Source organism: Alcanivorax sp. HI0044, assembly GCF_001634945.1.
This window is the reverse complement of the sequence record NZ_LWEZ01001317.1, coordinates 1-25,632: the sequence shown is the minus strand read 5'-3', so window position 1 is coordinate 25,632 and position 25,632 is coordinate 1. Positions and strand designations below refer to the sequence as shown.

Annotated in this window: 39 protein-coding genes; 35 read left to right on the top strand and 4 right to left on the bottom strand. The window is 56.8% G+C overall.

What is annotated here, in order from left to right:
• The 30 genes from A3730_RS19400 to A3730_RS19260 all read left to right on the top strand — a co-directional run.
• Nucleotides 1–447, top strand: a 447-nt coding sequence (locus A3730_RS19400) for an EF-Tu/IF-2/RF-3 family GTPase (protein WP_255364292.1), incomplete at its 5' end; no start/stop codon positions are given.
• A gap of 611 nt (nucleotides 448–1,058) precedes the next feature.
• Nucleotides 1,059–1,370: a 30S ribosomal protein S10 gene (gene rpsJ / locus A3730_RS19395; RefSeq protein ID WP_007148458.1), complete on the top strand. Its 312-nt coding sequence runs from the start codon at nucleotides 1,059–1,061 to the stop codon at nucleotides 1,368–1,370.
• Nucleotides 1,371–1,412: 42 nt separating this feature from the next.
• Nucleotides 1,413–2,048 carry a 50S ribosomal protein L3 gene (rplC, locus tag A3730_RS19390; RefSeq protein ID WP_007149479.1) on the top strand — a complete coding sequence of 212 codons (636 nt, stop codon included), beginning with the start codon at nucleotides 1,413–1,415 and terminating at the stop codon, nucleotides 2,046–2,048.
• 14 nt (nucleotides 2,049–2,062) lie between these two features.
• Nucleotides 2,063–2,665 carry a 50S ribosomal protein L4 gene (gene rplD / locus A3730_RS19385; protein WP_063520286.1) on the top strand — a complete coding sequence of 201 codons (603 nt, stop codon included), beginning with the start codon at nucleotides 2,063–2,065 and terminating at the stop codon, nucleotides 2,663–2,665.
• The gene (gene rplW, locus A3730_RS19380; RefSeq protein ID WP_007150124.1) at nucleotides 2,662–2,958 is read left to right on the top strand and encodes a 50S ribosomal protein L23; all 297 of its coding nucleotides are present in this window, start codon (nucleotides 2,662–2,664) and stop codon (nucleotides 2,956–2,958) included. The genes rplD and rplW overlap by 4 nt, the downstream gene beginning before the upstream one ends.
• An 18-nt stretch (nucleotides 2,959–2,976) precedes the next feature.
• Nucleotides 2,977–3,801 carry a 50S ribosomal protein L2 gene (gene rplB / locus A3730_RS19375; RefSeq protein ID WP_011587693.1) on the top strand — a complete coding sequence of 275 codons (825 nt, stop codon included), beginning with the start codon at nucleotides 2,977–2,979 and terminating at the stop codon, nucleotides 3,799–3,801.
• A gap of 22 nt (nucleotides 3,802–3,823) precedes the next feature.
• Nucleotides 3,824–4,099: a 30S ribosomal protein S19 gene (rpsS, locus tag A3730_RS19370; protein ID WP_007151633.1), complete on the top strand. Its 276-nt coding sequence runs from the start codon at nucleotides 3,824–3,826 to the stop codon at nucleotides 4,097–4,099.
• 10 nt (nucleotides 4,100–4,109) lie between these two features.
• Nucleotides 4,110–4,454, top strand: a complete 345-nt coding sequence (rplV, locus tag A3730_RS19365; RefSeq protein WP_007149326.1) for a 50S ribosomal protein L22 — start codon at nucleotides 4,110–4,112, stop codon at nucleotides 4,452–4,454.
• Between the two features lie 4 nt (nucleotides 4,455–4,458).
• The gene (rpsC, locus tag A3730_RS19360; RefSeq protein WP_007149325.1) at nucleotides 4,459–5,151 is read left to right on the top strand and encodes a 30S ribosomal protein S3; all 693 of its coding nucleotides are present in this window, start codon (nucleotides 4,459–4,461) and stop codon (nucleotides 5,149–5,151) included.
• A 13-nt stretch (nucleotides 5,152–5,164) separates the two neighbouring features.
• Complete coding sequence (rplP, locus tag A3730_RS19355; protein WP_007150407.1) at nucleotides 5,165–5,578, top strand: 50S ribosomal protein L16; 414 nt, start codon at nucleotides 5,165–5,167, stop codon at nucleotides 5,576–5,578.
• A 3-nt stretch (nucleotides 5,579–5,581) separates the two neighbouring features.
• Complete coding sequence (gene rpmC / locus A3730_RS19350) at nucleotides 5,582–5,773, top strand: 50S ribosomal protein L29 (RefSeq protein ID WP_007150643.1); 192 nt, start codon at nucleotides 5,582–5,584, stop codon at nucleotides 5,771–5,773.
• 2 nt (nucleotides 5,774–5,775) lie between these two features.
• Nucleotides 5,776–6,039 (top strand): 30S ribosomal protein S17, encoded by a 264-nt coding sequence (gene rpsQ, locus A3730_RS19345; RefSeq protein WP_011587695.1) that lies wholly within the window; start codon nucleotides 5,776–5,778, stop codon nucleotides 6,037–6,039.
• Between the two features lie 51 nt (nucleotides 6,040–6,090).
• Nucleotides 6,091–6,459 carry a 50S ribosomal protein L14 gene (rplN, locus tag A3730_RS19340; RefSeq protein ID WP_007151625.1) on the top strand — a complete coding sequence of 123 codons (369 nt, stop codon included), beginning with the start codon at nucleotides 6,091–6,093 and terminating at the stop codon, nucleotides 6,457–6,459.
• Between the two features lie 15 nt (nucleotides 6,460–6,474).
• Nucleotides 6,475–6,783 carry a 50S ribosomal protein L24 gene (gene rplX, locus A3730_RS19335; protein ID WP_039926805.1) on the top strand — a complete coding sequence of 103 codons (309 nt, stop codon included), beginning with the start codon at nucleotides 6,475–6,477 and terminating at the stop codon, nucleotides 6,781–6,783.
• Nucleotides 6,784–6,795: 12 nt separating this feature from the next.
• Nucleotides 6,796–7,335 carry a 50S ribosomal protein L5 gene (rplE, locus tag A3730_RS19330; protein WP_063518835.1) on the top strand — a complete coding sequence of 180 codons (540 nt, stop codon included), beginning with the start codon at nucleotides 6,796–6,798 and terminating at the stop codon, nucleotides 7,333–7,335.
• An 11-nt stretch (nucleotides 7,336–7,346) separates the two neighbouring features.
• Nucleotides 7,347–7,652, top strand: a complete 306-nt coding sequence (gene rpsN, locus A3730_RS19325) for a 30S ribosomal protein S14 (RefSeq protein ID WP_063521169.1) — start codon at nucleotides 7,347–7,349, stop codon at nucleotides 7,650–7,652.
• 31 nt (nucleotides 7,653–7,683) lie between these two features.
• A complete protein-coding gene (gene rpsH, locus A3730_RS19320; protein ID WP_063519146.1) occupies nucleotides 7,684–8,076 on the top strand; it encodes a 30S ribosomal protein S8 in 393 nt (130 codons plus the stop codon).
• 31 nt (nucleotides 8,077–8,107) lie between these two features.
• Nucleotides 8,108–8,641 carry a 50S ribosomal protein L6 gene (gene rplF / locus A3730_RS19315; RefSeq protein WP_063538712.1) on the top strand — a complete coding sequence of 178 codons (534 nt, stop codon included), beginning with the start codon at nucleotides 8,108–8,110 and terminating at the stop codon, nucleotides 8,639–8,641.
• Nucleotides 8,642–8,658: 17 nt separating this feature from the next.
• A complete protein-coding gene (gene rplR / locus A3730_RS19310) occupies nucleotides 8,659–9,009 on the top strand; it encodes a 50S ribosomal protein L18 (RefSeq protein ID WP_063520936.1) in 351 nt (116 codons plus the stop codon).
• 12 nt (nucleotides 9,010–9,021) lie between these two features.
• Nucleotides 9,022–9,519 carry a 30S ribosomal protein S5 gene (rpsE, locus tag A3730_RS19305; protein ID WP_007149291.1) on the top strand — a complete coding sequence of 166 codons (498 nt, stop codon included), beginning with the start codon at nucleotides 9,022–9,024 and terminating at the stop codon, nucleotides 9,517–9,519.
• 24 nt (nucleotides 9,520–9,543) lie between these two features.
• A complete protein-coding gene (gene rpmD / locus A3730_RS19300) occupies nucleotides 9,544–9,726 on the top strand; it encodes a 50S ribosomal protein L30 (protein WP_007149547.1) in 183 nt (60 codons plus the stop codon).
• A gap of 3 nt (nucleotides 9,727–9,729) precedes the next feature.
• A complete protein-coding gene (rplO, locus tag A3730_RS19295) occupies nucleotides 9,730–10,164 on the top strand; it encodes a 50S ribosomal protein L15 (protein WP_007151502.1) in 435 nt (144 codons plus the stop codon).
• Between the two features lie 11 nt (nucleotides 10,165–10,175).
• Nucleotides 10,176–11,558 (top strand): preprotein translocase subunit SecY, encoded by a 1,383-nt coding sequence (gene secY, locus A3730_RS19290; protein WP_039926807.1) that lies wholly within the window; start codon nucleotides 10,176–10,178, stop codon nucleotides 11,556–11,558.
• A gap of 17 nt (nucleotides 11,559–11,575) precedes the next feature.
• Nucleotides 11,576–11,692 (top strand): 50S ribosomal protein L36, encoded by a 117-nt coding sequence (rpmJ, locus tag A3730_RS29840; protein ID WP_008928865.1) that lies wholly within the window; start codon nucleotides 11,576–11,578, stop codon nucleotides 11,690–11,692.
• Between the two features lie 116 nt (nucleotides 11,693–11,808).
• Nucleotides 11,809–12,165, top strand: a complete 357-nt coding sequence (rpsM, locus tag A3730_RS19285) for a 30S ribosomal protein S13 (RefSeq protein ID WP_063521641.1) — start codon at nucleotides 11,809–11,811, stop codon at nucleotides 12,163–12,165.
• 36 nt (nucleotides 12,166–12,201) lie between these two features.
• Complete coding sequence (rpsK, locus tag A3730_RS19280; protein ID WP_011587706.1) at nucleotides 12,202–12,600, top strand: 30S ribosomal protein S11; 399 nt, start codon at nucleotides 12,202–12,204, stop codon at nucleotides 12,598–12,600.
• Nucleotides 12,601–12,616: 16 nt separating this feature from the next.
• On the top strand, nucleotides 12,617–13,249 hold the full coding sequence (gene rpsD / locus A3730_RS19275; protein WP_007148340.1) for a 30S ribosomal protein S4: 633 nt from the start codon (nucleotides 12,617–12,619) through the stop codon (nucleotides 13,247–13,249).
• Nucleotides 13,250–13,269: 20 nt separating this feature from the next.
• Complete coding sequence (gene rpoA, locus A3730_RS19270; RefSeq protein WP_007150795.1) at nucleotides 13,270–14,277, top strand: DNA-directed RNA polymerase subunit alpha; 1,008 nt, start codon at nucleotides 13,270–13,272, stop codon at nucleotides 14,275–14,277.
• A 49-nt stretch (nucleotides 14,278–14,326) separates the two neighbouring features.
• Nucleotides 14,327–14,710: a 50S ribosomal protein L17 gene (gene rplQ, locus A3730_RS19265; RefSeq protein ID WP_063521640.1), complete on the top strand. Its 384-nt coding sequence runs from the start codon at nucleotides 14,327–14,329 to the stop codon at nucleotides 14,708–14,710.
• A 106-nt stretch (nucleotides 14,711–14,816) separates the two neighbouring features.
• Complete coding sequence (locus A3730_RS19260; RefSeq protein ID WP_063521639.1) at nucleotides 14,817–15,152, top strand: DOPA 4,5-dioxygenase family protein; 336 nt, start codon at nucleotides 14,817–14,819, stop codon at nucleotides 15,150–15,152.
• Between the two features lie 30 nt (nucleotides 15,153–15,182).
• Here the strand turns inward: A3730_RS19260 and A3730_RS19255 are convergent, their stop codons facing one another.
• The 4 genes from A3730_RS19255 to A3730_RS19240 form a co-directional block, all read right to left on the bottom strand.
• A complete protein-coding gene (locus tag A3730_RS19255; RefSeq protein ID WP_063521638.1) occupies nucleotides 15,183–15,560 on the bottom strand; it encodes a hypothetical protein in 378 nt (125 codons plus the stop codon).
• Nucleotides 15,561–15,684: 124 nt separating this feature from the next.
• A complete protein-coding gene (locus A3730_RS19250; protein WP_082872465.1) occupies nucleotides 15,685–17,010 on the bottom strand; it encodes a glycerophosphodiester phosphodiesterase family protein in 1,326 nt (441 codons plus the stop codon).
• A 199-nt stretch (nucleotides 17,011–17,209) separates the two neighbouring features.
• The gene (gene uvrA / locus A3730_RS19245) at nucleotides 17,210–20,032 is read right to left on the bottom strand and encodes an excinuclease ABC subunit UvrA (RefSeq protein ID WP_063521637.1); all 2,823 of its coding nucleotides are present in this window, start codon (nucleotides 20,030–20,032) and stop codon (nucleotides 17,210–17,212) included.
• 120 nt (nucleotides 20,033–20,152) lie between these two features.
• On the bottom strand, nucleotides 20,153–20,803 hold the full coding sequence (locus tag A3730_RS19240; protein WP_007148438.1) for a response regulator transcription factor: 651 nt from the start codon (nucleotides 20,801–20,803) through the stop codon (nucleotides 20,153–20,155).
• A gap of 265 nt (nucleotides 20,804–21,068) precedes the next feature.
• Between A3730_RS19240 and A3730_RS19235 the strand changes: the two genes are divergently transcribed.
• The 5 genes from A3730_RS19235 to A3730_RS19215 all read left to right on the top strand — a co-directional run.
• A complete protein-coding gene (locus A3730_RS19235) occupies nucleotides 21,069–22,436 on the top strand; it encodes an MFS transporter (RefSeq protein WP_063538710.1) in 1,368 nt (455 codons plus the stop codon).
• Between the two features lie 90 nt (nucleotides 22,437–22,526).
• A complete protein-coding gene (ssb, locus tag A3730_RS19230; RefSeq protein ID WP_063521300.1) occupies nucleotides 22,527–23,042 on the top strand; it encodes a single-stranded DNA-binding protein in 516 nt (171 codons plus the stop codon).
• A gap of 26 nt (nucleotides 23,043–23,068) precedes the next feature.
• On the top strand, nucleotides 23,069–23,797 hold the full coding sequence (gspN, locus tag A3730_RS19225; RefSeq protein ID WP_063538708.1) for a type II secretion system protein N: 729 nt from the start codon (nucleotides 23,069–23,071) through the stop codon (nucleotides 23,795–23,797).
• A gap of 96 nt (nucleotides 23,798–23,893) precedes the next feature.
• Complete coding sequence (locus A3730_RS19220; protein WP_063521464.1) at nucleotides 23,894–24,754, top strand: type II secretion system protein N; 861 nt, start codon at nucleotides 23,894–23,896, stop codon at nucleotides 24,752–24,754.
• 50 nt (nucleotides 24,755–24,804) lie between these two features.
• The coding region (locus A3730_RS19215; protein WP_304439510.1) for a secretin N-terminal domain-containing protein at nucleotides 24,805–25,632 on the top strand (828 nt) is incomplete at its 3' end.

Sequence of the window (25,632 nt, the reverse complement as noted above, 5' to 3'; positions counted from 1 at the left end):
GGTATCAACGACACCACCAAGACCACCTGTACCGGTGTTGAGATGTTCCGCAAGCTGCTGGACGAAGGTCGCGCTGGTGAGAACGTTGGTGTTCTGCTGCGTGGTACCAAGCGTGATGAAGTTGAGCGTGGCCAGGTACTGGCCAAGCCGGGCTCCATCAAGCCGCACACCAAGTTCGTTGCTGAGGTGTATGTCCTGAGTAAAGACGAAGGTGGTCGCCACACTCCGTTCTTCAACGGCTACCGTCCGCAGTTCTACTTCCGTACGACTGACGTGACAGGTGCATGTACTCTGCCGGAAGGTACCGAAATGGTAATGCCGGGCGATAACGTGCAGATGGACGTTGAGCTGATCGCTCCGATCGCCATGGAAGACGGCCTGCGCTTCGCGATTCGCGAAGGTGGCCGTACCGTTGGCGCCGGCGTGGTAGCTAAAATCACCGAGTAAGTTTTACGGTGATAAAAAGGGTCGCTTCGGCGGCCCTTTTTTTTGCCTGCGATTTGATGGTGTTGTCAACGGTGTCTGTTGGGCTGTTGAGGCTTGGGGTGTGAGTGGTCTGGCAGCTTCGCTGTGGCGTGCTGAGCGGTGTGTGAAGCGGTTTTCTGCAGTGTGATGTGGCCAGGTGTTGCTCGTGCTTGTGGTGGTTGCAATCGAAGGTGGTGAGCTGCCTGTTCGGCAATGAGTTGTCGGATTTTCAGGGCAGGGCTTGGCGGGGCGGAAAAACAGGAGTACCGTCTCAGCCCGGTGGGATGCCACCAGGAGGGGTCGGTATTGGCTTGTTCCTTGGCTGGCGCCGCGGTTGTGGCTTTGATGGGCTCTGTGGCGGCGGATGTCGCTTTGCGATAACCGCTTTTACAGTTAATTTGGGTTTTTTGGCGAAATACCCCTTGCAATACCCCCGGGGTATGGCTAATATTCGCGCCCTGCCTTCGGGCAGTACCAACCGGGGCATTGTTCCCGGGCTTGTTTTGACACCACTCACCTATCCTGTAGCGATGAGGTAAGTGGGCTTTTTGCCATATAAACTATGGCTCGAAACGGTCTGGAGTTTGTTAGCTATGGCTAACCAAAGAATCCGTATTCGTCTCAAGGCCTTTGATCATCGTCTGATTGATCAGTCCGCCCAGGAGATCGTGGATACGGCCAAACGGACAGGCGCGCAAGTAACGGGTCCAATCCCGCTGCCGACGCGTAAAGAACGCTTTACAGTGCTGGTCTCTCCGCACGTAAACAAAGATGCGCGAGATCAGTATGAGATCCGCACCCACAAGCGGCTGGTGGATATTGTCGAGCCTACGGATAAAACCGTGGACGCGCTGATGAAACTGGATCTGGCTGCTGGTGTGGACGTGCAGATCAGCCTGGGTTAACAACGGGCGGGTTTATCCCGACAGGTTGTGAAGAGGTAAACAATGGCGATTGGTGTGATCGGTCGAAAATGCGGCATGACCCGGGTGTTCACTGAAGAAGGTGTCAGTGTTCCGGTGACTGTGATTGAGGTTAGCCCTAATCGGGTTTCCCAGGTCAAGACCGAAGAATCAGATGGCTATCAGGCCGTACAGGTAACTGTAGGTGAGCGCCGTGCCAGCCGCGTGACCAAGGCGCAAGCCGGTCATTTCGCGAAAGCTGGTGTTGAGGCGGGTCGTGGTGTCTGGGAATTCCGTGCTGAAGCTGGTGAGTTTGAGGCGGGTTCCGCGGTGACTGTTGAGGGGTTTGAGGCAGGTCAGATGATCGATGTCACTGGCTCCTCCAAGGGTAAAGGGTTCGCTGGCGGCGTTAAGCGCTGGAACTTCAGTACCCAGGACGCCACTCACGGCAACTCCTTGTCCCACCGTGCTCCGGGTTCTATTGGTCAGAACCAAACCCCGGGCCGCGTGTTTAAAGGCAAGAAGATGGCCGGTCATCTGGGTGCTGAGCGTGTCACTGTCCAGAACCTGGAAGTGGTGCGTGTCGATGCTGACAAGAATCTGTTGCTGGTTAAAGGTGCGGTCCCCGGTGCTACCGGTGGTGATGTGATCGTGCGTCTGGCAGTGAAGGCGAAGGCCTGAAAGAGGAATAGAGGATGAATCTCAATACTGCCTCTGGAGGTACCGTTACCGTTTCCGAAGTCGCCTTCGGCAAGGACTTTAACGAGCCTCTGGTTCATCAGGTTGTGACTGCGTTTCTGGCAGGTGCCCGTCAGGGTTCCAAAGCTCAGAAAAACCGTTCCGATGTGAGTGGTGGTGGTCGTAAGCCGTGGCGTCAAAAGGGTACTGGTCGTGCCCGTGCGGGTACGATTCGTAGCCCGATCTGGCGTGGCGGCGGCAAGACTTTTGCTGCGGTACCACGTGACCACTCTCAGAAGGTGAACCGCAAAATGTACCGCGGTGCGCTGCAGTGCATTATGTCTGAGCTGGTGCGTCAAGAGCGTCTGGTTGTTGTGGATGAGTTTACTGTTGACTCTCCCAAGACCAAAACGGTTGCAGCCAAGTTGAAAGACATGGAGCTGAGCAGTGTGTTGATCGTCACTGATAATGTTGACGAAAACCTGTTCCTGGCTTCACGTAATTTGCCGAAGGTTGATGTGCGCGATTCTCAGGGCGTTGATCCGGTAAGTCTGATTGCTTTCGAGAAGGTGCTGATCACTGTGCCGGCTCTGAAGAAGCTTGAGGAGGCCCTGGCATGAATCAAGAGCGTATTTTGCAGGTGCTGCGTGCGCCGCACGTTTCTGAAAAGGCCACGATTGTGGCTGATCAGAACAACACCTTCGTATTCAAGGTTGCTAAAGATGCGAGCAAGCTGGAAATCAAAAAAGCCGTTGAAGCGCTTTTTGAAGTGAAGGTTGAAGCTGTTCGTACCGCCAACATGAAAGGCAAGTCCAAATTCTTTGGTCGCGTTGCGGGTAAGCGCGTTGACTGGAAGAAGGCCTATGTTTCCCTCGCGGAAGGCCAGGACATTGACTTCCTGGGCGCAGAGTAAGGAAGGGAGTAAGGAATAATGGCGATTGTAAAGTGCAAGCCGACTTCTCCGGGCCGCCGCTTTGTAGTCAAGGTGGTCAACGAAGATCTGCACAAGGGTGCTCCCTACGCACCGCTGTTGGAAGCCAAGGCGAAAAACGGTGGTCGTAACAATAACGGTCGAATTACCACTCGTCATAAGGGTGGCGGTCACAAGCAGAAATATCGTGTGATCGATTTTCGTCGCAATAAAGACGGTATCGCCGGGGTTGTAGAGCGTCTTGAGTATGACCCGAACCGTACCGCGCACATCGCGCTGGTGAAGTATCTGGACGGTGAGCGTCGATACATTTTGGCCCCCAAAGGCCTGAAAGCAGAAGATCGTATCCAGTCCGGCGAAGATGCGCCGATCAAGCTGGGTAACGCCCTTCCGCTGCGTAATATTCCGCTGGGTTCCACTATCCACAATGTGGAAATGAAGCCTGGCAAAGGTGGTCAGATTGCTCGCTCTGCAGGGACTTCCGTGCAGCTGCTGGCAAAAGATGGCCAGTATGTGACTCTGCGTCTTCGCTCCGGCGAAATGCGTAAGGTCCACGCTGACTGCAAGGCCACAATCGGTGAAGTATCCAACAGTGAGCACAGCTTGCGCTCACTGGGTAAGGCGGGCGCGAAGCGCTGGCGGGGTGTTCGACCCACCGTACGCGGTGCGGCGATGAACCCGGTAGACCACCCGCATGGTGGTGGTGAAGGGCGCAGCTCTGGTGGCCGTCATCCGGTTACACCTTGGGGTGTTCCGACCAAAGGCTACAAGACCCGTACAAACAAGCGCACGACCAAAATGATTGTGCGTGACCGTCGTAAGTAAGGGATAGAGAGAGGTTCAGGCTGTGCCACGTTCACTGAAAAAAGGTCCTTTTGTGGATCACCACCTGCTAGGCAAGGTGGAAGATGCGGTGGAAGCCGGCTCCCGTAAGCCGATTAAAACCTGGTCTCGCCGCTCCATGATTATTCCGGAGATGGTGGGCCTGACTATTGCGGTATATAACGGCAAGCAACATGTGCCGGTAATGGTTTCCGAGCATATGGTTGGCCACAAGCTGGGTGAATTTGCCCTGACCCGCAACTACCGCGGGCATGCCGTGGACAAGAAGGCTAAGCGATAAGGTGACAGTTATGGCTACTGAAGTTGCAGCCCGTCTGCGCGGTGCAAGAATTTCGGCTCAGAAAGCCCGCCTCGTAGCCGACCAGGTCCGTGGCCTGGAGGTTGAGAAGGCGCTGAATCTTCTGGAATTCAGCCCGAAGAAGGCGGCAAAAATCGTTAAGAAGGTGCTGGAGTCCGCGATTGCAAATGCGGAAAACAACGACGGCGCTGACGTTGATGAGCTGAAGGTGTCCACGGTGTTCGTGGATGAAGGCATGACGATGAAGCGGATTCGCCCGCGCGCCAAAGGCCGCGCTGACCGTATCCTCAAGCGTACTTGCCACATTACTGTGAAAGTCTCAGAAGGTCAGGAGTAACCAGATGGGTCAGAAAGTTCATCCGGTCGGTATTCGCCTTGGCATTGTCAAAGAGCATAATTCGCTTTGGTATGCCGGACCGAAGTCTTATTCAGACTGCCTGGTTACCGATCTGCAAGTGCGTGAGTATCTTTTCAAGCGCCTTAAAAGTGCATCGGTAAGCCGTATCAAGATCGAGCGTCCTTCTGAAAACGTTCGCATCACTATTGCTACTGCGCGTCCGGGCATTGTTATTGGCAAGAAAGGTGAAGACGTTGAGCGTCTGCGTCGTGATGTTGCTGCCAAGATGGGTGTGCCTGTGCACATCAACATCGAGGAAGTGCGCAAGCCCGACCTGGATGCCCGTCTGGTAGGTGATAATGTTGCCGGCCAGCTGGAGCGTCGAGTCATGTTCCGTCGCGCCATGAAGCGTGCGGTGCAGAACGCCATGAAGTCTGGCGCTGAAGGTATTCGAATTCAGCTGTCCGGTCGTCTGGGTGGTGCAGAGATTGCGCGTACCGAATGGTACCGCGAAGGCCGAGTGCCTCTGCATACTTTGCGTGCCGACATCGACTACGCAAGCGTACGTGCTGAAACCACTTACGGCACCATCGGTGTGAAGGTCTGGATCTTCCGCGGCGAAGTGCTTGGTGGCATGGAGCAGGTACAGGAAGAGCAGAAGCAGTCCAAGGGCGCGAAGAAGCGCGGCCGCGGTTAAAGGGTAACGAACGATGTTGCAGCCGAAGCGTACCAAATTCCGGAAAGTGATGAAGGGCCGTAACCGTGGCCTGGCACAGCGGGGCAGCAAGGTGTCTTTCGGCACCATTGGCCTGCAAGCAACCGGTCGTGGCCGTATTACTGCGCGCCAGATCGAAGCAGCCCGTCGTGCAATGACCCGCCATATCAAGCGGGGCGGTAAAATTTGGATCCGGGTATTCCCGGACAAGCCGATTACCAATAAGCCTCTTGAAGTGCGGATGGGTAAAGGTAAAGGTTCTGTAGAGTACTGGGTTGCTCAGATTCAACCTGGAAAAATGCTTTACGAAATGGAAGGTGTGTCAGAAGACGTTGCGCGTGAAGCGTTCCGTCTGGCCGCGGCCAAGCTGCCGGTAAGCACCCGTGTCGTGACTCGGACGGTGATGTAAGCCATGAAAGCGAGCGAGCTGAAAGATAAGAGTGTCGAGGAGCTGCAGCAGACGCAAATCGAGCTGCTTGAGGAACAATTCAAGCTGCGTATGAAGAGCGCGTCCGGTCAGATTTCTAAAACCCATGAGCTTGGGAAGGTTCGCCGCAATATTGCGCGCGTTAAGACCATTCTGAGAGAGAAACAGGGTAACTAGTCATGGCAGAGGCGAACACAATGCGCCGGACCGCTACCGGCAAAGTCATCTCCAATAAAGGTGATAAAACTATCACTGTATTGGTAGAGCGCCGGGTTCAGCACCCGATTTACGGCAAGATTATCAAGCGTTCCACCAAGTTGATGGCGCATGATGAAGAAAATCAGTGTCGTGAAGGTGACCTGGTCACCATCGAGGAGTGCCGGCCGCTGTCCAAGCGTAAAGCTTGGATGCTGGTTAACGTAGTTGAACAGTCTAAGGCCTAAACGGACCGTTGCTGTGGCTGCCTGTAAAGGCAGAGTTGGAGAGATTAAGCGATGATTCAGACCGAAAGCATGCTCGAGGTAGCTGATAACAGTGGCGCCCGTCGAGTACAGTGCATCAAAGTGCTGGGTGGTTCTCACCGCCGCTATGCAGGCATTGGTGACATCATCAAGGTCACAGTAAAGGAAGCGATTCCACGCGGCCGTGTCAAGAAAGGCGACGTGATGACCGCTGTAGTCGTTCGTACCCGTAAAGGTGTACGTCGTCCAGACGGATCACTGATTCGTTTCGACGAAAACGCCGCGGTGTTGTTGAACAACAACAAGGCACCGGTCGGTACTCGGATCTTCGGCCCAGTAACGCGCGAGCTGCGTACTGAGCAATTTATGAAGATCATTTCCCTGGCACCTGAAGTTCTGTAAAGGCGGGTGAAGGTAATGCTCAAGATTAAGCGTGATGACGAAATCATCGTAATTGCGGGTAAGGACAAAGGTAAGCGTGGCTCTGTTCAGCAAGTTCTGGACAACGGTCGCCTCATCGTTGCTGGTGTTAACATGGTCAAGAAGCATGTTAAAGCCAACCCTAACCGCGGTACTCAAGGCGGCATCGTAGAACAGGAAGCATCGCTAAACGCTTCTAACGTTGCCATCTGGAACCCCAAGACGCAGAAAGCGGATCGTGTGGGCTTCCGTTTTGAAGACGGCAAAAAAGTTCGCTTCTTCAAGTCCAACGGCGAAACGCTGTAGGTTAGGTGACCCATGAGTGATCTGAAAAAGATTTATCAAGACGAAATCGCGCCCAAGCTGAAAGAAGAGCTTGGTCTCGGTAATATCATGGAAGTGCCGAAGATCACCAAGATCACCCTGAATATGGGTGTTGGTGAAGCTTCTGCGGATCGTAAAGCGATGGAAGGTGCTTTGGCGGACATGACGGCCATTTCTGGCCAGAAGCCCCTGGTAACCAACGCGCGCAAGTCTGTTGCAGGCTTTAAGATCCGTGAAGGTTGGCCGATTGGCTGCAAGGTGACCATGCGCAACCAGAGAATGTATGAATTTCTGGAGCGCCTGGTTTCTGTTGCCATTCCGCGAATCCGTGACTTCCGTGGTTTGAACCCGAAATCCTTCGATGGCCGGGGCAACTTCTCCATGGGTCTGCGTGAGCAGATCGTGTTCCCGGAGATCGATTTCGACAAGGTCGACAAGCTGCGTGGTATGGATATTACCATTACCACCTCAGCCAAGACTGATGACGAAGCACGGGCGCTGCTGCGCGCCTTCAACTTCCCGCTGAAGGGCTAAGAGGATTTGTCATGGCTAAAGAATCCATGAAAAACCGGGAAGCAAAACGCGCTAAGCTGGTTCAGCGTTTTGCCGCCAAGCGCGCAGCGCTTAAGGCGATCATCCAGGATCCCAATGCAGAACCTGAAGCGAAGTGGGATGCTCAGCTTCAGCTGCAAAAAATGCCGCGCGATTCTTCTCCGGTTCGTCAGCGTAATCGCTGTCGTCTCACCGGTCGTCCGCACGGTTACTACCGCAAATTCGGCCTTAGCCGGATCAAGCTGCGTGAAGCAGCAATGCGCGGTGATGTTCCCGGTCTGGTTAAAGCCAGCTGGTAAGCCAAGAGTTAGGTAGCGGAGCGATTGCGGCATGAGCATGCAAGATACCCTGGCGGATATGTTTACTCGTATCCGTAACGCCCAGATGGCCAAGAAAGTACAGGTCGAGATTCCTGCGTCAAAAGCAAAGGAAGCTGTTGCCAAAGTACTGAAGGACGAGGGCTATATCGCAGGTTACGAAGTGACAGGCGATAAAAAACCGGTAATGACGGTTGAGCTGAAGTATTACGAAGGCAGCCCTGTGATCGAGAAGATTGCACGGGTAAGCCGTCCTGGTCTGCGGGTTTACAAGTCCGCTGGTGAGATCCCCAAGGTCAAAGACGGCCTCGGTGTTATGATCGTATCCACTAATCAGGGCATTATTTCTGACCGGGCAGCGCGCAAAGCCAATGTTGGTGGCGAGCTGATCTGCGAAGTGTCCTAACAGAAGCGGCGTAGACAGGTTAGGTGCAACAATGTCTAGAGTAGCAAAAAATCCGGTAAATCTGCCGAAGGGCGTCGAAGTTAAAGTCGATGGCCAGAAAGTCGCCGTAAAAGGTGGCAAAGGCAGCCTGGAGCATGAAGTTCACGAGCTGGTAGCCGTGTCCCTGGAAGAAGGCGTAATGTCTGTTAAGCCTCACGAAGACTCCCAGAAGGCTTGGGCTTTGGCCGGGACCACCCGTGCTCTGCTGAATAATATGGTAACCGGCGTAGCCGATGGGTTTGAGCGTAAGCTTCAGCTCCTGGGTGTTGGTTACCGCGCACAGGCTCAGGGCAAGGTGCTGAACCTGACCCTCGGGTTTTCCCACCCGGTGGCTTACGAGCTGCCTGAAGGGATCACCGTAGAGACCCCGAGCCAGACTGAAATTGTCATTAAGGGCATTGATAAGCAACTGGTTGGTCAGGTTGCTGCCAATGTTCGGGCCTTCCGTCCGCCTGAGCCTTACAAGGGTAAAGGGGTGCGCTATGCTGATGAGCAAGTGCGCCGTAAGGAAGCCAAGAAGAAATAATCGTCGAGATTGATGCCATGAAAGACAAAAAAGTTGCACGTCTACGCAGGGCCAAGCGCACTCGTCTGAAGATTCGCGAGTTGGGCGAAGTTCGTCTTTGCGTACATCGTACCCCGCGTCATATTTATGCGCAGGTGATCTCTGCGGCAGGCGACCAGGTACTGGCTTCTGCCAGTACAGTGGAGAAAGATTTGCGTGCTGACGCTACCGGCAACACTGATGCAGCGACCAAAGTTGGTCAGATTATTGCTCAGCGTGCCAAAGAAGCGGGCATTGAGCGCGTAGCCTTTGACCGTTCTGGTTTTAAATATCACGGTCGCGTAAAGGCGCTGGCTGATGCCGCGCGTGAAAACGGGCTTGAATTCTAAGGGTGCTTGGTTATGGCGAAGGTTGATCCCAACGAAGGTCTGCAGGAAAAACTGGTTCAGGTAAACCGGGTTGCTAAAGTAGTAAAAGGCGGCCGTATTTTTGGTTTTACCGCGTTGACTGTAGTGGGTGACGGCAAGGGTAAAGTTGGCTTTGGTCGTGGCAAGGCGCGTGAAGTGCCTGCTGCTATCCAGAAGGCCCTGGAAGCTGCCCGCCGCAACATGATTCAGGTAGAGCTGAACGGTTCTACCATCCAGCACCCAATGAAGGCCCGTCACGGTGCCTCCAAGGTGTACATGCAGCCGGCCGATGAAGGTACCGGTGTGATTGCCGGCGGTGCTATGCGTGCCGTGCTGGAAGTCGCAGGCGTTCAGAACGTACTGGCCAAGTGCTATGGCTCCACCAACCCGGTAAACGTGGTTCGGGCTACTTTCAATGGTCTGAAATCCATGGCTTCTCCGGAGTCTGTGGCTGCCAAGCGTGGCAAGTCTGTTGAAGAGATTCTGAACTAAGCGCAGATAAGCGGAATCGATACGATGGCTGAAAAGATCAAGGTAAAGCTGGTTAAAAGCACCAACGGCCGGCTGGAAAAGCATAGGGCCTGCGTGCGCGGTCTCGGTCTGCGCCGTATTGGCCACACCGTTGAAGTTGAAGATACCCCGTCAGTACGAGGCATGATTAACAAGGTTTCGTACCTGGTGCAGGTAGAGGGAGAATAAGTGATGCGTCTTAATGATTTGCATCCCGCTGAAGGTTCCCGTCCGGAAGGTAAGCGCGTAGGTCGCGGTATCGGTTCCGGCCTGGGCAAGACCGGTGGCCGTGGTCATAAAGGTCAGAAGTCTCGCTCCGGTGGTACCGTGAAGCCCGGTTTCGAGGGTGGTCAAATGCCGCTGCAGCGTCGTGTGCCGAAGTTCGGTTTCACGTCCAAGCTGGCAATGGGCACTGCTGAAGTCCGTCTTGCTGAACTGGCAAAAGTGGAAGGTGACGTGATCGATTTGGCTTCTTTGAAAGCAGCCAACGTTGTTCGCCGTGACATGAAACGGGCCAAAATTGTTCTGCAAGGTGAAATCGATCGTGCAGTGACTGTTCGCGGTGTGGCCATTTCCAAAGGTGCCCGTGAAGCAGTTGAAAAAGCTGGCGGTAAAGTCGAAGAGTAAGGCTGCGCTTTATGGCGAAGAATCGCGCTCAAACACTAAATGGCGGTGCGCCGAAAGCTGACGGTAACGCAATGCGTGAGCTGTGGCGGCGGATCGGTTTTCTGTTGGGCGCCCTGGTGGTGTTCCGGGTCGGGGCGCATATCCCGGTCCCGGGCATGAACCCGGAAGCGTTGCAACAGATGTTCAACAATAACCGGGACACCATTCTTGGCCTGTTCAACATGTTCTCTGGTGGTTCACTGGAGCGCATGAGTATCTTTGCGTTGGGCATCATGCCCTACATTACAGCCAGCATCGTGATTCAGCTGATGACGGCCGTAGTGCCCACGCTTGAGCAGCTTCGTAAAGAAGGTGAACAAGGGCGGCGCAAGATTACCCAGTACACCCGTTATCTGACGGTGGCGCTGGGGGCGATTCAGTCTTTCGGTATGGTGGCCGGCCTTAACAGCCAGGGCATTACGCTACTGCCTGAAACAGCCAGCACCATGCAAATTGCCAGCTTCTACTTTGTGGCAGTCAGCACCCTGGTAACGGGTACTGTCTTCCTGATGTGGCTGGGTGAACAGATTACCGAGCGCGGTATCGGCAATGGGATCTCCATGCTGATTTTCGCCTCCATCGTGTCCGGCCTGCCTGGTGCGGTGGCGCAGACGTTTGAATCTGCGCGTACCGGCGACCTAAGCCTGATTATGATGCTGTTTGTGTTCCTGGTCGCCATGGCCGTGATTTTCGGTGTGGTGTATGTGGAGCGCGGACAACGCCGTATTACGGTAAACTATGCGCGCCGTCAGCAAGGGCGTCGTGTGTATGCAGCGCAGCAGAGTCATCTGCCGCTGAAGGTAAACATGGCAGGGGTGATTCCTGCGATTTTTGCCAGCTCTATATTGCTGTTTCCGGCGTCCCTGACCCAGTGGTTCAGTGACTCCAATCCGGATTCATGGTGGGGCCAGGCGCTGCGTAATGTCAGTGAAGCTCTGCTACCGGGTACACCGCTGTATATTCTGCTGTTTACCCTGGCAATTGTGTTCTTTTGCTACTTTTATACAGCGCTGGTGTTCAATCCGAAGGATGTCGCTGACAACCTGAAGAAATCCGGCGCTTATATTCCGGGCATTCGCCCGGGCGAGCAGTCCGCTCGCTATATCGACACGGTGATGGGGCGTTTGACTCTGATCGGTGCGGTATACATGACGCTGGTGTGCTTACTGCCGCTGGGTCTGCAAGCTGTTGCCAATGTGCCCTTTTACCTGGGCGGCACCTCTCTGCTGATCGTTGTGGTAGTGGTAATGGACTTCTGGTCGCAGGTTAATTCGCACCTGACGTCCACCCAGTACGAGAAGTTGATGAAGAAATCCAACCTGAAAGGGTATGGTGGCACCGGTCTGGTGCGTTAACGAACGAGGCGAGTGCGATGAAAGTTCAGGCTTCTGTAAAGAAGATCTGCCGTAACTGCAAAGTGATCCGTCGTAAGGGGCGTGTCATGGTAATCTGCAGTGCCGAACCCCGGCACAAGCAGCGCCAGGGTTAAGGTTTAGTCTTCTTTTAAGTGTTTGGTTGAAATTCAGTCGGTGTAGCGCTAGACTCTGCCGCCTTTCGGCGCCTGTGAGCCTGGCGCCACCCGTTTTGTGAATCGGAGATATTCGGATGGCCCGTATTGCAGGCGTTAACATCCCGGAAAATAAGCACACGGTGATTTCTCTCACCTACATCTTCGGGATCGGTCGCACCCGCGCAGCATCAATCTGCGCAGCGACTGGTATTGAGCAGACCGCGAAAGTTCGCGAGCTGACCGGTGAGCAACTTGATGCCATTCGTGGTGAAGTTGCCAAGTTCTCTACCGAAGGTGACCTGCGCCGGGAAATCAACATGAACATTAAGCGTCTGATGGACCTCGGTTGCTACCGTGGTATTCGCCATCGTCGCGGCTTGCCGCTTCGCGGTCAGCGTACCAAGACCAATGCGCGCACCCGTAAAGGTCCGCGTAAACCGATTCGCAAATAAGCTGAATTAGACAGCGGCTGGATTTGGATAGGCATTATGGCTAAGTCAAAGAAAGATAGTGGCGCACGTCGTAAGAAGGTAACGCGCACCGTTGCGGACGGTATTGCGCACGTGCACGCTTCCTTCAACAACACCATCATCACCATCACTGATCGTCAGGGCAATGCGTTGTCCTGGGCGACCTCCGGTGGTGCTGGTTTCCGTGGTTCCCGTAAAAGCACCCCGTTTGCTGCCCAGGTGGCGGCTGAAAACGCGGGTAATGCTGCGAAGGACTACGGTCTGAAAAATCTTGAAGTGCGGGTGAAAGGCCCCGGTCCGGGTCGTGAATCTTCTATTCGCGCCCTGAACGGCTGTGGATACAAGATCACCCATATTGAGGACGTAACGCCGATTCCCCATAACGGTTGCCGTCCGCCTAAAAAGCGTCGCGTGTAACGGGAGTTAGAGCAAGATGGCAAGATACATCGGTCCCAAGTGCAAGCTTTCCCGTCGAGAAGGCACTGATCTGTTCCTGAAGAGCGGTATCCGCCCTCTGGAATCCAAGTGTAAAGCTGAGCAGGCTCCTGGCCAGGCTGCTGGTGCAAGCGGGCGTCGCCCGGCACGGCTGTCCGACTACGGTGTTCAGCTGCGCGAGAAGCAGAAAGTTCGTCGTACCTATGGTGTGCTGGAAAAGCAGTTCCGTAGCTACTACAAGAAAGCGGCCGCTTCCAAGGGCGCAACAGGCGAAGTCCTGCTGCAGCTGCTGGAAGGTCGTCTGGATAACGTGGTTTACCGCATGGGCTTTGGTTCTACCCGTTCCGAAGCGCGTCAGCTGGTTAGCCACCGTGCCATTCTGGTTAACGGCCAGTCTGTGAATGTTGCGTCTTACCAGGTGAAGCCTGGCGACCAGATCAATGTTCGCGAGAAGTCCAAGAACCAGCTGCGCGTGAAGAACGCCATGGAGCTCGCTCAGCAGCGCGGCTTTATGCCGTGGATTGAAGTTGATGACAAGAAGCTGGAAGGTACCTACAAGGCGAAGCCTGAGCGTATCGACCTGCCTGCCGAGATCAACGAAAATCTGATCGTCGAGCTGTACTCCAAGTAAGGACTGCCTGAGGGATCTCTATGACCGCCGTGAACGACTTTCTCACGCCCCGCTCGATCGCGGTCAACGCGATCAACCAGACCCACGCCAAAGTGGTTCTGGAACCGCTGGAGCGTGGTTTTGGCCACACTCTGGGGACTGCGCTGCGCCGCATCCTGATCTCCAGCATGCCCGGCTGTGCGATCACCGAAGTGGAGATCGACGGTGTGCAGCATGAATACTCTTCTATCGAAGGGGTCCAGGAAGATGTGATCAACATCCTTCTGAACCTGAAGGGCGTTGCCCTGCAGATGGAAGATCGCGAAGAAGCGACCCTCGAGCTGGTCAAAAAAGGCCCGGGCGCTGTAACCGCGAATGACATCCAGCGCGATCACAGCGTTGAGATTGTCAATCCGGATCACCTGATCTGCACCATCACCGGCGACACCGAACTGCGTGTGAAGCTGAAGGTTCAGAAAGGGCGTGGCTATGTTGCTGCGGATTCCCGTCAGTCTGAAGATGACGAGACTCGTGGTATTGGCCGTCTGCAGCTGGATGCCAGCTACAGCCCGGTTCGTCGCGTGGCCTACGTGGTTGAAGCGGCCCGTGTTGAGCAGCGTACTGACCTGGACAAACTGGTTATCGATCTGGAAACAGACGGAACCATTGATCCGGAAGAAGCGATTCGTCGTGCAGCAACGATTCTGCAGCAGCAGATTGCGGTGTTTGTAGACCTGGAGCAGGATGCCAAGCCTGAGCCGAAGCAGGAGCGTGAGGAAATCGATCCTATCCTGCTGCGTCCGGTGGATGATCTTGAGCTGACCGTTCGTTCCGCTAACTGTCTGAAAGCGGAAAACATCTACTACATCGGTGATCTGGTACAGCGTACCGAGGTTGAGCTGCTGAAAACCCCGAACCTGGGTAAGAAGTCGCTGACCGAGATCAAAGATGTGCTGGCCTCTAAAGGTCTGTCGCTGGGCATGCGTCTCGAGAACTGGCCGCCGGTCAGCCTGCGAGATGATGACCGGCTGAACACCAAATTGCGCTAATTAGTTGTTGTGGACGCTGTGAAGCGCCCCTGAACATAGGAACAGAATCATGCGTCATCGCAAAAGCGGCAGAAAACTGAATCGGAACAGCTCTCATCGTCAGGCCATGTTCCGTAACATGGCTGTGTCTCTGCTCGAGCACGAAGCGATCAAGACCACTCTGCCGAAAGCCAAAGAGCTGCGTCGTGTGGCTGAGCCGCTGATCACTCTGGCTAAGGAAGACTCCGTCGCTAACCGTCGTCTGGCTTTCGACCGTACCCGTTCCAAGGAAATGGTCGGTAAGCTGTTCAACGAGCTGGGTCCTCGTTACCAGGAGCGTCCGGGTGGCTACATCCGCATTCTCAAGATGGGTTTCCGTGCGGGTGATAACGCACCGATGGCCTATGTTGAGCTGGTTGACCGTCCTGAACTGGCTGACGCTGACGAAGAGTAAGCGTTAACCGTTCCAGAAAAACCGGGTCCTGTGCCCGGTTTTTTTGTGCCTGTTGCAAGTGTGAAAGCATCGGCTATGCTGGAGTTGTCATTAACGGGCACAGCGTATGGCGATCAACGGTTTTCACGCACACGTCTATTTCGACGAACAAACCTTTTCCCAGGCGGCGGCTCTCTGCCAGGCTGCTCACCAACGCTTTTCTGTGCCCATGGGCCATATGCATCGAAAGCCGGTGGGGCCGCACCCATGCTGGAGCTGTCAGCTGACTATCCCACGCCGTTTGGCAGGGGAGGTGATTCCCTGGTTAATGGCGAGCCGGAACGGCTTAACAGTGTTTGTGCATGGCCTCAGTGGTAACGATCTTCGTGATCATACGGAGTTGGTGATGTGGCTGGGGGAGAGCCAGCCGCTGGATTTGAGTATTTTTCAGTTCTCCGCCTGACAATAAGCTGCGCCACGCTTTTTCTACTTTCTACCCTTGTACGACCGTCCTGCCCCGGTAAATAACGGCCTTTTGTGTCGAGCGTGAGCGTGTGGGCGTTTGTCTGAGGGTTTCGGGCGCTGGGCTGATCGTTTGTCCCCGGTAGCGTCGTGCTGCTGGTTCGGGCGGCAGCTGTGGTTCCGGGTCGGCGCCTTCGAGGTTGAGTAGTGCAAGCCGAATTTCGCCGTACAGCCGTTGGAGACCCTGGGAGCGGGTATGGCCGGCAAAGTGAGCCAGCTTGAAGCGCAGTTGGGGGTCCGTAAGAGAAAGGCTTTCGTCGAACTCGGCGCGGATCAAGCGCCGACACTGGTTGACCAGGTTAACGATGTTGTACTGCATCAGCCAACGGTGGTCCGGGGTGGATTCCATACTCGTACTCCTCGGCCTGTGTGTAGAGTGGTACAAAGCAGAAAGCGTGCCACCAATTCAGGGCTGCCTGAGGGGCCGGAGCCCCGCTACAGGGCGGCGCAGGGTAAAGTGTGGTGCAACTGCGCTATTGTTGTGCGTGCGGGTGGGCCGAGCGGTGTTGCCGCAGGCAGTTGGCATAAAAAGTGGTGGTGGCTGGCCAGTCGGAGAACACGCCGATGACGCCCACCTGACGAGCCAGTACATCCAGTAGCGCTAGGGTATCGCCGTCGTTATTAGTGGCAGAAGGGATGCTCTGATAGTACCAGCCTCCGCCGTTGGCCAGTGGCCCGGAGCGTTCCAGGGACCAGGCAATCATCTCCAGGCCTGCCTGTTGCGCGGAGCGGGCATAGAGGCTGGGTACGATACGGTTTTGGGTGTCGGTGGTGACAAGCATCCATAGCGGCGGGGCGATGATGTTGACCCCGTAGCCTTTCAGTGTGGCCATGTCGGGTTGCCAGGTCCCGGGATTTTGCGGGTCCAGTCCGCTGCTGTCACGGCCGTCCAGGTAGACCGCCTGGCGGCCAAAGGCCGGTGTGGCCGATAACCAGTAGAGAACATCCTCCAGATTGAATGATTGTGGATAGACGCGGTGAGGGCTGACGCCGGCCTCTTGGTAGTCACGGATCATTTGCCGTGCATAGTCCTGCTGGTTGTAATCGCCCTGATAGGGCATGGGGACTTGCGGGGCCTTCAGTTCCGGGGTCATCTTGACTCCCAGCTGGCGGAACAGGGCGATGCTTTCCCTGTGGCTGAGCAGGGTGCCTCGCTGGCTGTAGAGTTCGGTGCGCCAGTCGGGGGTGCCATTCAGGTACTCGTCAACGGTGGTGGCTTGAGGGTTGGCACCATCCATCTTTCCTTTCAGGGTTTTGAATTGGGCCAGGGTGATGTCACTGGTACAGCATTTCGCACTGGCGGCGTGGGTGCCATCAAAGGGGCTGAACGGTTCACTGCACTGGCTGGCCAGTTCGGTTTCCAGGATGTTGGTGGTGGTATGGAGATCGCACTGTGAATGACGGCAAACCAGCTGCCGGTCTTTGGTAAAGGTGACATCACATTCCACAATGCCAGCGCCCATACGCGCGGCTGCACGGTAGGATTCTTCAGTGTGTTCCGGGAATTGCAGCGGCGCACCGCGGTGGCCGATGGAAAAGTCGCTTCGTCGCTGCGGGTGGCGCTCCGCGGCGCAGGCCTGCAGGGCTTCTTTGGCAGGCCCGGCATCCATATCAGAGACAAGGTAATAGGGGCGGGGGCCCAGCGATACGCTACTGCTGTGGGCCGCGGCGTGGTGCGGCGCTTTGCGATTGGCGTCACCTGGTGTGTTGTGATCCGGTGCCTGAGCGGCACAGGCTACAGCGGCGGCGCCCATGGCCAGTGCTGCGATGCAGCCTTTCAATGCGTCAAATCGTTTCATGACTCGCCTCCATGTTGGTGACTGAGGGTGAGTCTGAAAGCCAAATATGACGGGCTGGTGGGGGGCAGGCTGCGGCTGCGTGACAGGGCGTGGAAATGTGCTGTTCGTCACGGCGAAACTCCTGCGATGGCCCTTTAAGAAAGAGGCGGACAGGGGCTTGGCAGCCTTGCCGCCCCGTGCCGGTATCCGGGGCGCTGCGTTATCCAAGCATGGGTTTAAGAAAACGTCCGGTATGGCTGCCTTTCACCTTGGCGACCTCTTCCGGGGTGCCTTCGGCGATGATCTCACCGCCGCCATCGCCGCCCTCGGGACCCAGATCCACGATCCAGTCAGCGGTCTTGATTACATCCAGGTTGTGTTCGATCACCACTACGGAGTTGCCGTGGTCTGCCAGGCGATTGAGTACGTCCAGCAGGAGCTGGATGTCATGGAAGTGCAGGCCGGTGGTGGGCTCGTCGAGGATGTACAAGGTGTTGCCGGTATCCCGACGGGACAATTCCTTGGCCAGTTTGACCCGCTGGGCTTCGCCGCCGGATAGCGTGGTGGCTGCCTGGCCGAGTTTCACATAGCTGAGGCCCACATCCATGAGGGTCTGGAGTTTGCGTGCCAGCGACGGTACGGCATCGAAAAACTCGCGGGCATCTTCGATGGTCAGGTCGAGCACTTCGAAGATATTTTTCCCCTTGTAGGTGATTTCCAGGGTTTCCCGGTTGTAGCGTCTTCCTTCACAGACTTCACAGGGAACATAGATGTCGGGCAGAAAGTGCATTTCTACCTTGATGACCCCGTCACCCTGGCAGGCCTCGCAGCGGCCGCCTTTCACATTGAAGCTGAAGCGGCCGGGTTTGTAGCCGCGGGCGCGGGCTTCCTGGGTGCCTGCGAACAGTTCCCGCACCGGGGTGAAAATGCCGGTGTAGGTGGCCGGGTTGGAGCGGGGAGTGCGACCGATGGGGCTCTGGTCAATGTCCACTACCTTGTCGAAATGCTCCAGGCCTTCAATGGACTCATGGGGAGACGCGGTCAGGGTGGTGGCCTTGTTGAGTTTGGTAGCCGCCAGCGGGTACAGGGTGCTGTTGATCAGCGTGGACTTGCCGGAGCCGGACACGCCGGTGATGCAGGTCAGCAGGCCTACCGGAATGTTCAGGGGATGTCCTTTCAGATTGTTGCCGGTGGCGCCGTGCAAGGTCAGCCAGCGATCGTCATCATGCTGCCGGTGCTGAGCGGGAATGGCGATTTGTTTACGGCCGGACAGGTAGTCACCGGTGAGTGACGCAGGGTTGTCCGCCACGTCCTGGGCGCTGCCCTGGGCGATAACCTCGCCGCCGTGGACACCGGCCCCGGGACCGATATCAATGACGTGGTCAGCCAGACGAATAGCGTCTTCATCGTGCTCCACCACGAGCACCGTATTGCCCAGGTCCCGCAGGCGGGTGAGAGTGCTGAGCAGGCGTTCGTTGTCACGCTGATGCAGGCCGATGGAGGGCTCATCCAGCACATACATCACGCCCACCAGGCCGGCGCCGATCTGGCTGGCCAGACGAATGCGCTGGGCCTCACCACCAGAAAGGGTTTCTGCACTGCGCTCCAGCGTCAAATATTCCAGCCCCACGTTAACCAGAAACTGCAGGCGATCGCGGATTTCCTTGAGAATCTTGTCGGCGATTTCGCCTCTGCTGCCGGGCAGCGTGAGCGCGCTGAAGTAGGCGTGGGCCTTGCCCACCGCCAAGCGTACTACTTCGGGTAAAGTGGTTTGTTCAATAAAGACATGACGGGCGGCTTCACGCAGGCGCGAGCCGTTGCAGCTGGGGCAGCTGGAGGTCGACATGTAGCTGAGCAGGTCTTCGCGTACCGCATCGGATTCGGTTTCCCGGTAACGGCGCTCCATGTTGGGAATGATGCCTTCGAAAGGGTGGTTGCGCTTGATGATATCGCCACGGTCGTTCAGGTAACGAAACTCGATGCTTTCCTTGCCGGTGCCGTGCAGTACTTTCTTGCGAACCTCTTTGGGCAGGTCCTTGAAGGCCGCATCCATGTCGAAGCCAATGCTCTGGGACAGGGAGTTGAGCATCTGGAAATAGTACACGTTGCGTCGGTCCCAGCCCCGGATGGCACCCTCGGAGAGAGACAGCTCGTCAGAGTTGATGACCTTGTCTTCATCGAAGAACTGTTTCATGCCCAGGCCGTCACAGCTGGGGCAGGCACCGGCCGGGTTATTGAACGAAAACAGGCGCGGTTCCAGCTCCGGGATTGAATAACCGCAGGTGGGGCAGGCGAATTTGGCAGAGAAGGTGGTTTCCTCGCCGTCGCCGTCCATGGGCGCGATCACGGCAATGTCGTCGGCCAGATTCAGGGCGGTCTCGAAGGATTCCGCCAGGCGGTTCTGCAGGTCGTCGCGTACCTTGAAGCGATCCACCACCACTTCGATGGTGTGCTTCTTGTTCTTGTCCAGGTCAGGAGTGTCGTCCATGTCGTAGATGCGGCCATCAATGCGTACCCGGATAAAACCCTGGGCGCGCAACTCCTCGAACAGGTGAACGTGCTCGCCTTTCTTTTCGCGGATCACCGGTGCCAGCAGCATCAGCTTGCTGCCTTCCTCCATGGCCAGCACCTGGTCCACCATCTGGCTGATGGTTTGCGCGGCCAGCGGGGCATCATGCTCGGGGCAGCGTGGCTCGCCGACCCGGGCGAACAACAGGCGAAGATAGTCGTAGATTTCGGTGATGGTGCCCACGGTGGAGCGCGGGTTGTGGCTGGTGGACTTCTGTTCAATGGAAATCGCCGGGCTCAGCCCTTCGATGTGGTCCACATCGGGCTTTTCCATCATCGACAGGAACTGGCGGGCGTAGGTGGACAGCGATTCCACATAGCGGCGCTGACCTTCCGCGTACAGGGTGTCGAACGCCAGGGACGATTTGCCGGAGCCGGACAGGCCGGTAATCACCACCAGCTTGTCCCGGGGAATATCCAGGTCCACGTTCTTCAGGTTATGGGTGCGTGCGCCACGAACCAGAATGGTATCCATCTACTGCCCCTGAGTACTGTCAAAATGAACAGGGCAGTATAAGGGACGCTGGACGCCCGACGCCAGACGCAGGATGCGAAAAGCCGGTGTCAGGCATTTGGCGTCTTGCGTCAGGCGTGGTTACAGGTTTTCCTGGGCCCAGTTCACCGCTTGCAGGCGGTTGGAGGCGTTGATCTTTTTGAAGATGTTGTAGATGTGGGTCTTGATGGTGTGCGGGCTCAGATTCAGGCTGCTGGCGATTTCCGAGTTCTTGGCGCCGGTGGCCATCACTTTCAGCACTTCCACTTCCCGGTCTGTCAGGCTGACTTCGCTACGCGAGAACGTCTTGTTGAAGGTCCGGCTCTTCATCAGGTAGGTCTGCAGGACGGCGCGCGGGAACCACAGCTCACCATCGAAAATGGCCTTGATGCCTTTGCTGAGCAGGGCCTGGGGGCAATCGTGCTGGAAGCCGCCGTTGACCATGGGGAGCCCGGCCAGTTTGGATAGTGACTCATCGCTGTCCACGTTGAACACGGCGATCAGGACATCGCTTTCCACTTCCTGGTCGGCTTCCAGCAAGTGAGCGATGACTTCGTTCACGTCTACGGAGTGATAGTCCACCAGAAACAGGTTCTGGTTCTGTTCACGCAGAATCTCGGTGGTGATATCCAGGGCGGTGGGAATGCTCTTGGCTGCCACGTCTTCCTTGACGAGAAACTCTGTAAGCAGAGCGTTTTGCAGCTGTTGGCTGCCGACCACGTAAACTTGCTGGGTATGTTCTTGGCTATTCATTGGCCCCGTCCGTGATTGCTCAGGCAAACACCTAAGAAAAAAAACTGATCAGCCTGTCAATTTATCACCGCTTTGGCGGGGGTTCAATTTGATGCACTCGAGTTTTACCGATTTCACGATCAAAGGCTGAGTGCTGCAGGTGTGCTGTTCGGGTTCTGGCGGAGCCGGAATCTGCTACACTGCGTGCCCTTTTGTATCGGCCGGGGTTGCAGCAGCGATGTGCTGCGGTGCTGAGGCCACTCCGGGTTAGGAGCGAAAACGGTTCATGACGGCATCATCTTCCCATGCCCTGCAGCGGACAGAACTGAAAACCACCGGTTATCTGGCAACGATTTTTGCGTTGCGGATGTTTGGTTTGTTCATGATCCTGCCGATTTTTGCAGTCTACGGGCAGGCGCTTGAAGGGGCTTCCCCGCTTTTGATCGGTACGGCCATTGGCGCCTATGGCCTGATGCAGGCATTGCTGCAGATTCCGTTTGGCATGCTGTCGGACCGTTTTGGGCGTCGCCCGTTGTTGTTGATCGGCCTGTTGCTGTTTATTGCCGGTGGCGCAGTGGCAGCCATGAGTGACCATATTTACGGCGTGATTGCGGGGCGGGCGCTGCAGGGGGCCGGGNCCATCGCCAGCGTGATCATGGCGTTGATTGGTGATGTGGTGACGGAAAAGCACCGTACCCGGGCCATGGCGCTGATTGGCATGTCGGTGGGCGGCTCTTTTGTGCTGGCGCTGATTCTTGGCCCCCTGCTGGCGGGATGGCTGGGCTTGTCCGGCCTGTTCTGGATGACCTCGGTGCTGGGGGGCTTTGCCTTGCTGGTTGCTTTTGTGGTGCCGGCTCCGAAAGCCTTGCAGGGTGAGGCATTGCCCGCGTCGGAGCGCTTCCGCCGCGTATTGGGTAGTAAGACATTGCTGCGTTTTGATGTGGGCATTTTTAGCCTGCACCTGATCATGACCGCATCCTTTGTGGTGGTGCCTGCCCTGCTCAGTGAGCGCCTGGGGCTGACGCTGCAAAGCCACAGCTTGCTGTATCTGGCGGTGCTGGTGGCAGGGTTCCTGGCCATGGTGCCCTTGATTATCCGGGCGGAGCGCCGCGGAGCGGTGCCGATGAAGCGTCTGGCGGTGGTGTTGCTGGCGGTTTCCCAGTTGCTGCTGGCGCTGGCTGGCGCGCAATTGTGGCATTTTGTCCTCGCCTTGCTGGTTTTCTTTACGGCTTTTAACCTGCTGGAAGCCTTGCTGCCCTCACTGGTGGGGCGTGCTGCCCCGGCCGGCACACGGGGAACGGCCATGGGGGTGTACTCCACCAGCCAGTTTCTGGGTGTGTTTGTCGGCGGGCAAATGGGGGGCGCGCTGTATCAATGGGTGGGCGCGGAAGCGGTTTTTTATGGCTGCGGGTTGCTGGCGTTGATCTGGTTGCTGGTGCTGGTGGGCATGAAAGAGCTGCCCAAGCTGGATAACCGGGTCCTGCCGTTGTCTCCCGGGCAGGACTGGCAGGCCCTGGCAGAGCGGCTGAAATCCGTGCCCGGGGTGGTAGAAACAGTGATTGTGGAAGAGCAGGCCCTGGCTCTGCTGAAGGTGGATGCCGGCCAGCTGGATGAACAACAGTTACAGGGTGTCGCCGGAGCCGGACAAAGCTGACACAATGGACAGCTTGATTGAGTTTGTCGTCCAGCGGCGATGACGAGAAGATAGACAGTAGTCAGACCATAAGAAGTCACGGAGAGAAACATGGCGCGCGGCGTTAACAAGGTAATTTTGATTGGTAACCTGGGGGCGGATCCGGAAACCCGCTTTATGCCCAGCGGTGGCGCTGTCACGAATGTGCGGCTGGCCACCAGCGAAAGCTGGAAGGACCGCCAGAGCGGCCAGATGCAGGAACGCACTGAATGGCACCGGGTGGTGTTCTTCAACAAGCTGGGTGAAATTGCTGGCGAGTACCTGAAAAAAGGCTCCAAGGTGTACATCGAAGGCTCTATCCGTACCCGCAAATGGCAGGGGCAGGACGGCCAGGATCGTTACACCACGGAAATCGTGGCCAACGAAATGCAAATGCTGGATGGGCGCGGTGACGGTGGCGGCCAGGGCGGCGGCTATGCCCAGTCTTCTGCGCCTCAAGGGAACCAGGGCGGCTACGGCAATGATAGCCAGTCCGGAGGCGGCCAGCCGGCGCAGAACCAGAATAGCAACCAGGGCGGCGGTTTCAGTGGCCCGGCGGATGACTTCGACGACGACATCCCGTTCTGATCGGCTGACAGGAAACCGGCTCCGTTATGCCACGAAAAATAACACTGGCGCTGCTTTTCAGCGCCAGTCTGCTACTGTTCTTGCTGCTGCTGATGCCGGCCGCTGTGTTGGTGGAGCGTGTCCCGCCCTTGCGGCCCGGTGGTGCCCCCTTGGTGCTGACCAACCCTCAGGGGCTCTGGTGGGATGGGCAGGCTGACTGGCAATGGCAACGCCGTCAGGGCTCGGTGAAATGGGCGCTGGACTGGCACGGCCTGGTGCCGGGCCTGGCGTTGAAAATGCATAGCAACGATGACGCCGCGCGTCTGTCCGGTTGGCTGGGCGCCGATTGGGGCGATTGGCAGTTGCAGCAGACCCGGCTGTCGTTGCCGGTGGCGCTGGTGGCTGACCATATTCCCCAGGGCAGTGCAGACGGGCGTGTGGACGCGACCCTGATGCAGATTACCTTTGGTGATGGCAAGATCAAGGCATTGCAGGGCACGCTGCAGTACGGCGGCGGCACGGTCACCTGGGGCCGCAATGGCTCCGCAACGGTACCGGTGCTGCAAGGCCGTTTGAGCATGGACAATGAGCAACCTGCCTTGCAGGTGGTGGGCCCGGAGAGTGAGTCGTTGGTGGATGCCCGGCTTGCAGATGGGCGCTTCGAACTGGAAGTGCGGCGAGCCTGGCCCATGCTGTTGGGGGTGAGCCAGGGAGGCAATCCGGAGGATGTGGTATTCCAGATGTCGCAACCTTTTGCCCTGCCGGGTGGTCAGTAACACTATATTGCAATAATAAGCCGTAGAATCCGGTAGGTTGTAGCCTCTGCCATATCGGTAATCGGCAATAACGATAAAGGAAGTCGCAGGACGGTTATGTCGCAACTGGCGAGTTGGGGAAAGCAGCAGCAATGGGGCGCACCGCTTCGGTGGGTGATCGCTGTATTGCTGGTGGTCGCGTTGGCCTATGTGCTGGCGCAGACCGTATGGCTATTGTGGTATGGCCCCAGCGAGCCCGTGCCTGCGAATACCCGGACTCGCCTGGAAGTGTCTTCATCTGGCGATGCCCCGACCCTCTCCCAGGCCCAGATCGATAACTGGCAACTGTTTGGAAACTATGAGCCAGTGGCCAGCACCGGCAATGACAAGCCCACCGACGCCCCCGATACCCGTCTGCGCCTGGAGCTGCTGGGGGTCTTCCAGAATGCCGATACCAAGCGCGCCACGGCGATTATTGCCGAGAAAGGTAAAGAGGGAGAGCTGTACCATATCGGTGACAGCATTCCCGGTAACGCCAAGCTGGAAGAGGTTTACCCCGACCGGGTGATCCTGCGCCGGGCGGGTCGACTGGAAACGCTGCGCTGGAGCGACAATGCCCTGGGCGGTGTGACGGAAGTGACGCGCGAGCCCGCGCCGCGCCCGGCGCCCACTGTGCCAGACGGCAATGGGGGCGGGGCCGATCTGGCACGCCAGCGCACCGCTATTATTGGCCAATTGGGGCTGGAGCCTGTCACTGATGGTGGCAGCGCCGGTTACCGGTTGGGCAAGCGTGCTCCAAAACAATTGCTTGCGCAGGTTGGCCTGCAAAGCGATGACGTAATCCTCTCGGTTAACGGACACCCGCTGGGAACAGAAAGCAACGACATGGCGGCTCTGCGTTCGTATCAGGACACCCAGCAGGCATCCATTGTGGTGCAACGGGGTGACCAGCAATTTACCGTGAACTATCCGCCTTAGTGAGTGGTTTTATGACGCCTTTTTTCAGAACGTCTCTATCAAGAATAATAATGCTGTTGGTACTGTCGGCCGTCATGGCGACCACAGCCCATGCGCGGACAACGAACGAAGTGCAGGCCAGTGATGACGGCAAGAGCTGGACGGTGAATATCCGCAATGCGGATATTCAGGCGTTTATCAGCCAGGTGGCCGACATGACCGGCAAGAACTTCGTGGTCGACCCCCGGGTCCGGGCCAGGGACGTGACGGTGGTGTCCACCAAGTCGCTTACCTCCAGCGAAGTCTATGAGTTGTTCCTGTCCGTGCTTCAGGTCCACGGCTATGCGGCGGTGCCGGCCGGCGACATCATCAAGATTGTGCCCAACACCACGGCCAAACAGAGCAATCTGCCGCTGGTGGGCGAGAATGCAGCCGGTGGAGAAGAGTTGGTGACCCGGGTGATTCCGGTGGAAAACTCGCCGGTGGAAGAGTTGGTGCCAGTACTGCGCCCATTGGTGCCCCAGTACGGCCATCTGGCGGCGGTGGGGTCTGCCAATGCGCTGATCATCAGTGATCACATGGACAACATCCGTCGCATGGAAGCGATAATTGCCAGCCTGGATAGTGCGGAATCCGAAGACGTTCAGGTGATCAAGCTCAAGTATGCCTTCGCTGGTGACATGGTGAAGATGCTGGAAAGCCTGACGCCACAGACGGGCGGTCGTCGCGGTAAAACTCCGGAAGGCGGGGTGACCGTGGTGGCAGATGAGCGGACCAATCGGCTGATTATCAAAGGGGATCGAGTTACCCGTCAGCGTATGGTGCAGATGATCCGCAGCCTGGACACGGAAGAAACGGATAATGGTGGTGTGCAAGTTATCCGTCTTAGCCATGGCGAT